The sequence below is a fragment of the Arenimonas sp. genome (assembly GCF_019459675.1).
GTDB lineage: Bacteria > Pseudomonadota > Gammaproteobacteria > Xanthomonadales > Xanthomonadaceae > Arenimonas.
Genome location: NZ_JAIBFH010000234.1, coordinates 1 through 6,961, shown reverse-complemented (window position 1 = coordinate 6,961; position 6,961 = coordinate 1). Strand labels below are relative to the sequence as shown.

At 69.7% G+C, this 6,961-nt stretch carries 7 protein-coding genes; all 7 read right to left on the bottom strand.

What is annotated here, in order from left to right:
- The coding region (locus K0M70_RS07915) for a DUF6629 family protein (protein ID WP_343211199.1) at nucleotides 1–312 on the bottom strand (312 nt) is incomplete at its 3' end.
- A gap of 119 nt (nucleotides 313–431) precedes the next feature.
- Nucleotides 432–1,313, bottom strand: a complete 882-nt coding sequence (locus K0M70_RS07910; protein ID WP_290781255.1) for an alpha/beta hydrolase — start codon at nucleotides 1,311–1,313, stop codon at nucleotides 432–434.
- A gap of 22 nt (nucleotides 1,314–1,335) precedes the next feature.
- Nucleotides 1,336–1,854 (bottom strand): DUF1269 domain-containing protein, encoded by a 519-nt coding sequence (locus K0M70_RS07905; RefSeq protein ID WP_290781254.1) that lies wholly within the window; start codon nucleotides 1,852–1,854, stop codon nucleotides 1,336–1,338.
- Between the two features lie 67 nt (nucleotides 1,855–1,921).
- On the bottom strand, nucleotides 1,922–3,046 hold the full coding sequence (cfa, locus tag K0M70_RS07900) for a cyclopropane fatty acyl phospholipid synthase (protein ID WP_290781256.1): 1,125 nt from the start codon (nucleotides 3,044–3,046) through the stop codon (nucleotides 1,922–1,924).
- A gap of 26 nt (nucleotides 3,047–3,072) precedes the next feature.
- A complete protein-coding gene (locus K0M70_RS07895) occupies nucleotides 3,073–4,209 on the bottom strand; it encodes an acetate kinase (protein WP_290781253.1) in 1,137 nt (378 codons plus the stop codon).
- Entirely contained in the window at nucleotides 4,206–5,795 is a 1,590-nt protein-coding gene (locus K0M70_RS07890; protein WP_290781252.1) for an AarF/UbiB family protein, read from the bottom strand. Before K0M70_RS07890 ends, K0M70_RS07895 begins: the two co-directional genes overlap by 4 nt.
- A gap of 14 nt (nucleotides 5,796–5,809) precedes the next feature.
- A complete protein-coding gene (locus K0M70_RS07885; RefSeq protein ID WP_290781251.1) occupies nucleotides 5,810–6,931 on the bottom strand; it encodes a hypothetical protein in 1,122 nt (373 codons plus the stop codon).
- Between the last annotated feature and the right edge of the window lie 30 nt (nucleotides 6,932–6,961).

Genomic DNA, 6,961 nt, shown 5'->3' with positions numbered 1-6,961 from the left:
CACCATGAACCCGAACAGGCCGTGGCGCCGGGGTCCGGGTGGTTCGGCGAGCCACACTGCGAGCGGCACGTAGATTGGCCACAGCACATGCGAGAAGAGGGAATACACCTGCGTCGCCGGCCCGAGCAGTCCATGAATCGTGCCATTGAGACTCAACCACACCAGTCCCTCCAGAGCCTGCTGAATCGCGAACAGGACCGGGATGGCGGCCACGGCCTGGTCCCCGGGTCGCTCAACCCGACGCAGGGTCAGCGCACCGATCCCCAACAGGACGGCGCTGGCGGTGAAACTGGCGGTCGCGGAAAAGCACATGGGCAGATCCTTGCTGGTGGGGAGTGGCATTCAATTGATTGTGGGGTATCGGTTCGGATCGCGACATCGCGCGAACTCGCCACCTACCGGCGTTGAGATCCAACGCTTGCGCATCCTCCTCAGTCTCCTGCCCCCGGCGTGATCGCACCGGTCGCGTGGACGATCACGGGCGGTCGCACCTGACCCACCAGCTCGCCAATGGCGGCCTGGCAGGCTCGTGGCTGGCGAAGCCAGGGATGGTGGTCCGCCTCGAGCTCGAGTAGCGCCCATTCGGGGCGGTGGCGATGCAGGGACCGAATACGACTGATCGGAGCCGTCCTGTCGTCCCGCCCGTGGATACAGACCACCGGCAGGTCCGGGGGCAATGCGGCCGCATCGGCCGCGCTGTCGTGCCGGTAGATGACATTCCACAACGACGTGGCGGAGCTCATGGCGTTGTGTTGGACGAGGTCTTGCGCCACCACCCGCGGGACATCGCGTATCAGGTGCGGCAGCAGGCCGCGGGCCACGCGCCGCGTCACCACGCAGGCGAGCATGGTCGCCAGCAGGTTGGTGTAGATCCAGCCCCCCGGTTGCTGGCGAAACCAGGTCGCGGCATCGTCGCGCGAACCAAACTGCGGCAATCCAATCAGGACCAGGCCCTGGACGCTGGCCGGGTGCCGCGCGGCAAAGGCCAGCGCCAGCGCCGCACCCAACGAATGTCCGACCAGGACCTGGGGCCGCGAACTGCACAGAGTGCGCCGGAGCGCTTCCAAGTGGCGTGCCACCGTGTAGCGGCACCATGGCCGGGGAGAGGCGCCGAAACCGTACAGGTCGACCAGTTGCGTGTGGATGCCCGGAAAAACCGGCGGCACGGGCGTGGACTGCCAGTAGCGCGCGGTTCCTCCCAGCCCATGCAGAAAGACGACGGAGGTGTCCCCCGCGCCCAGGTCCACCGTATGCAACCGGCGCACGCCGTGGTGCGCGCCCTGCTCAGCGAAACCGGGCAAGTCTCGGCTCACGGCGCAGCGGTCCTCCGCGTGGTCAGTGGGGCGCCGGGACGGGCGCCGCGCTCACCAGAGCCTGCTGCAGTCGCGCCTCGATATCGGACGGCAGCGAGGTCTTGAGCAGGCGCCCGCCCGTGCCCTCGAGCTCAGCGATCACCTTGTCGGTGGTCATCGACCGGACGAGCACGAACAAGGCCGAACAGCAGGGCTCGACCTCGACGCTCAATTCGCGGATGAACGCATCGTCGATGCCGTAGTCGCTTTGCCGGCCCGCCAAGGCGCCGAGTCCGGCGCCGCCCAGTCCGCCCACGGCCAGGCCCAGCGGCCCGGCGAAGATGACGCCGACCAACAGGCCCCAAAAGGCCCCGGTCGCGGCGCCCGCCGAGATCAGGTTGACGGATTGTTGCAAATGAAGTTTGCCATCGGCGTTTCGGCGCACGATCACGGCATCCTCCAGCGCGATCAGGTATTCCCGCTGCAGGTCTTGCAGTCGCGCCAGGGTCTTGGCTGCGGCGTCTTCCTGATGCTTGTAGATCACGGCAATGAGGGTATTCATGGGCGGACTCCGGTGGGGTGGGTGAATGGTGGCGCGGGTGGAACGGTCAAATCGTTCAAGGGAGGGCTCAACGAGGCGCGACATAGCCGCCGGGCACGCCCCGCGGGGAAAGCACGAGTTGCCAGAGCTGACACTGGCGCTCCCGGAAGGTCGCCATGCTGGCGGCCAAATAGAACCGCCACATGCGCCGGAAGCGCGTGTCGTAGCGCGCCGAGAGGCGGTCCCAGGCGGCCTCGACGTTGTCGCGCCACGCCTGCAAGGTCCGGTCGTAGTCGGGCCCCAAGCTGTGCCAGTCCTCGAGCACGAACCGGCCTTCGCTGGCGGCCGTGATCTGGGCGGCCGAGGGCAGCATGGAGTTGGGGAAGATGTAGCGCTCAATCCACGGATCGGTGCGATTGGTCGAGACATTCGTGCCGATGGTGTGCAGCAACATCAATCCGTCGGCCGGCAGGCACTGGGCGGCCAGGTCGAAGTAGTGGCGGTAGTTGCGCACGCCGACGTGTTCGAACATGCCGATCGAGAAGATGCGGTCGACGGGCTCCTGGAAGTCGCGGTAGTCCTGTACCCGGATCTCGATCGGCAGGTCCCGGCACAATTCGCGGGCGTAGGCCGCCTGCTCGCAGGAGATGGTCAGCCCGATGCCGTGGATGCCATAACGCTCGGCGGCGAACCGGAGCGCTTCGCCCCAGCCGCAGCCGATGTCGAGCACGCGCTGACCCGGGGTCAACTGCAGCTTCCGGCAGACCAGGTCGAGCTTGGCCTCCTGCGCCGCGTCCAGGGTTTGGGCGCGACGCCAGTAGCCACAGCTGTAGACCAGGCGCTTGCCCAGCATCGCGGCGTAGAGGTCGTTGCCCAGGTCATAGTGGCGCTCGCCCACGGTGACGGCGCGACGCCGCGTTTGGGCGTTGATCAGCCGCGCCCGCACGGCGGCCCAACGATCGGCCCACCCCACCACCTGGTGATTCAACCGGGCGCGCAACAGCCGCGCCAGCAAGGCATCGAGGGCGGGTGCGTCCCAGTCCCCGTCCATGTAGGACTCCCCCAGCCCCAGCGAGCCCTGCGCAAGTACCCGGGCAAAGAAGCGCGGGTCATGCACCTGCAGGTCCCACGGCTGATCGCCATCGAGCGTCACCTCGGCCCGCGCCAACAGCGCCGCGACCCGGTCGCGAAGCGCGCGGTCACCCCGGGACAACGTCCGCTGCGGCGCGCTCGCCCGGCTCACGGCGTTTGCTCCGCCAGCGCCGCCAGCGCCGCCAACGCCAGCTCCTGCTCTTCGTCGGCCCGGACAACGAACACCGAGATCGCCGCGCCGGCCGCGTGGATCTGCGCCACCCCGGCTGCGTTGGCCTCCGGGTCCAGGCGCAGGCCCATCCAGGCCAGATGTTCGGCCACCGCGGCCCGGATCGGCGCGGCGCCATCGCCGATGCCGCCCGAGAACACGATCGCGTCCACACCGCCGAGGCTGGTCGCCATGGCCGCGATGGCCTGCGCGATCCGAAGGGCGTAGTGCGCCCGGGCGTGGCCGGCCGACTCGCTGGGATCGGCCAGCAGTTCGCGCATGTCGCCACTGCCGCCCGACAGCCCCCGCAGGCCGGACTCGCGCCAGAGCAGGTGCTCGATCTGGGGCAGCGGCATGTGCCGTGACTGCGCGAGGTACAGCACGACGCCGGGGTCGAGGCTGCCCGACCGGGTCGCCATCGGCACTCCGTCCAGGGGCGTCATGCCCATGGTGGTATCGACGCTGCGGCCGTTGGCCACCGCGCACAGGCTGGAACCACCGCCCAGGTGCACCAGCACCAGCCGGGCCTGCGCGAGCGCCGGGGCCATCGCCGAGAGTTGGCGCACGGCCGAGGCGAAGGCGAGGCCGTGGAAGCCGTAGCGCATCACGCCAGCCGCATGCAGGCTCGCCGGTACGGGCAGGCGCCGAGCCCAGGGCGCGAGGGTCGCATGCCAACTGGTATCGAAGGCGGCGACTTGCGGCACGCCGGGCCATCGATGGCGGGCGGCATCGATCAGGCGCAGGGCCGGGCCTTGATGCAGGGGCGCCAACGGCGTGAGCGCCGTCAGCTCGGACATTAGCGCCTCGGTGACGCGGGCTGGACCCGGGCGGGCCGCCCCGTGCACGACCCGGTGCGCCACGCGCGTGGGCTGCCCGGCCCCGGCCGGCAGCTGCACCAGCAACTGTGACAGCCAGCGGTCCGCACTGCGGGCGTCATGGGCGTCCTCGGGCAGCACGGCGATCTTGGCGGGGGCCGCTGGCGTGATCGGGACGCCCTGCGCATCCATCGCGTAGTACGCCGCCTTGACGGTGGCCGAGCCGACGTTGAGCGTCAGGACGTCACGCGGCGCGCTCATAGATGCCCCGACCTCGAGATGGCGCGCACCAGCCGCCACGACAGCACGAGCGCGGCCGCGAACGCCAGCGCCGAGAGCACCGGCAGATGGCCCCACAGGCGCGGCCCGGCACCGTGCAGCATCATCACCGATCCGGCCAAGTAAAGGCCCAGCGTCACCAGCGCCAAGGCCAGGCGATTGCCGGTGCGCGCCAGCGTTGTTTCCAGCGGCTCCAGACCCCGATGGTGCAGGGACAGCGCCGGTCGTCCCTCGTCGAGCTGCAGTTGCCGAAGCATCTGCATCGCCACGACCGGCAGCTGCTCGGCGCTCTTGAGCAACTGCTCATGCATCGGACGGCCCACCGCCTGTTGCCGCAGGGTCTGGGCCATGCGCTCAGCCCGGGCGCCCAGCACCTGCATCAGATCCAGGTCCGGGTCCAGGGCCCGCAGCGTGTTCTCGGCCAGGAACAGGGTTCGCATCAGGACCAACAAGTGGCGCGGCAGGCGGAAGTTTTCACCCGCGCCGATCCGCGCCACGCGCCAGATGGCATCGGCCATCGACCATTCGTTCAAGGGCAGCGTGGCCAGGCTGCTGAGGATTTCGCTGATGGCGCGCACGTAGGCCCGCCGGTCGATCGGCCCGGTGATGAAGCCCATCGCCACCACGGCGTCGAGCACGGCCGAGGCGTCATCCACCACCAGCCCTTCAATCAGTTGCGCAAAGGCCGTGCGCGATGCCGGGTCCAGGAAACCGATGGAGCCAAAGTCGTGGAAGCACAGGCGACCGTCGGGCAGTTCGAACAGGTTGCCCGGGTGGGGATCGGCGTGGAAGACGCCGGCGCCCATCAGCTGGTGCACATAGGCATCCAGCAGCAGGCCGGCCAGTTCGCGCCCGCGCGGCGTACCGTTTTGCGTCGCCAGCGCCGCGCCGTGGCTGAACTCCTGCACGATCACGGCCGGCGCGACCAAGGGCTCCACGACGTGGGGCAGGGTCAGGTAGGGCAGGGGATCGAACGTGCTGGCCAGTCGCCGCATATTGCGCGCCTCCTGGACCATGTCGATTTCCTGGTGCAGGAACTGGCCCAGCTCGTCGATCAGGTCCAGCGGCTGGTAGCGCCGCAAGCCCGGCATCAGCCACTGGCTGACGCGCACGAAGCGCCGCAGCAGCCGCAGGTCGGCATGCACCTGGGCCACGATGCCGGGCCGGCGCACCTTGACCGCGACCGTGCGCCCATCGGGCAGTTTGGACCGATGCACCTGGGCCACCGAAGCGGCTGCAAACGGCACCAACTCGAACTCGGCGAACAGTTGGTCCACGGGCTGGCCGAATGCAGACTCGATCGCCGCCACTGCCAGCGCCGACTCGAACGGCGGGACGTGGGCGTGCAGGGCCTCCAGTTCGACCAGATACGGGGCCGGTAAGAGGTCGCGGCGCAGGCTCAGGCCCTGGCCAAGCTTGACGAACGTCGTGCCCAGCCCCTCGAGGGTCTCGCGCAGCCGGGCCGGCAAGGTGTCGGGAGCACGGCGATGCCGCCGCCACCATGTCCAGCCGAAGCCGCCCAAGGCGACGGCGATCTGCAGGCTGCGGGGCAGGCGGGAGGCGGTCATCGGCCGGGGCGTGCTCATGCCGGGCGGGTGATCAGGGTCGGGTCGCCGCGGCCGGCCAACGCCGCTTGCTCGTCGGCGCGCAAGCCATCGTTCACCGGGCGAGCTAGGACCGCCAGCGCCGCCGCCACCGTGTGCGCCCAGGTGCAGCCGTTGGCGAACAGCAGCCCCGGGACGTCCAGCGTGCCTCCCTGATTCACAAAGCCGAGCGCTCGCGTGGTCGCGGGTCCGCTGTCGATCCGGCGCAGCGCGCCCAAATACGGCTCAGGCCGGGTGTGGGTGACAAATACGCGCGGGGTGCTCGCCGGGAAGTGGCGCAGCACCAAGGCATCAGAAAGCACGTAGGCGGTTTCCCGTGCATCGCGTCCGGCCCGCAGCCGCCCGGGCTCACCGATATAGACGACCGCCGTGGCGATGCCCGACGCGTGAAGACGCTGATGCGCCCGCAACACCTCCCCCAACTGGTAGCTGCCGGTGGCCGCCAGCAGCACCGCGGCGGTGTCGGGGTCGCCGTGCAGCAAGAGAAGGCCCTCCTCGGCGAGCAGGCGCGCCTGCGCCGGCGTCAACCGATTGGGCACCTCGCGCTTGGGCACCACCAGCGCCGTGATCGTGCCTTGGGCCCGCAGGCTATGGGTCAGGGCCACCATGGCGCTGTTGGCATCCGGCGGGAAACACACGCGGGCACCGTCCGCCATTTCGCCCAACAGGGCTTCGGCCAGGGTCGGGTCCTGGTGGGACTGTTCGTTCTTGGCGTTCTCCCAGGTGTGCGAGGTCAGCACCACAGGCACGCCCAGCCAGCCCGGCGGCCGTCCGGCCTCGCGCAGATGCCGGGAGAAGATGAGCTCCTGGCGCAAGGCGCCCAGCATCTTCGGGGCGAAAGCCTCGTACGTGACCACCAGGTTGAGCCCGCCCTTGTTTGCCAAGGCGGCGCAGACCACCGCTTCCTCGTTGAGCGCCGTGATCACGGCGCCCGTGCGGGACTCCGCCACGCCGGCTTCCGGCACCTGCACCCGATGCTTGAGCAAGTCCAGGGTCGCGTCGAGTTTGTTGCTGCGCAACTCATCGGGATTGCCCACGCGCGGGCGCAGCTGCGGGTTGGCCTGCACCAGGCGCACGAACTGGGCGTCCAGCGCCGCCATCGGTGAGCCGACGGTCCCGGGGGGCGCCCC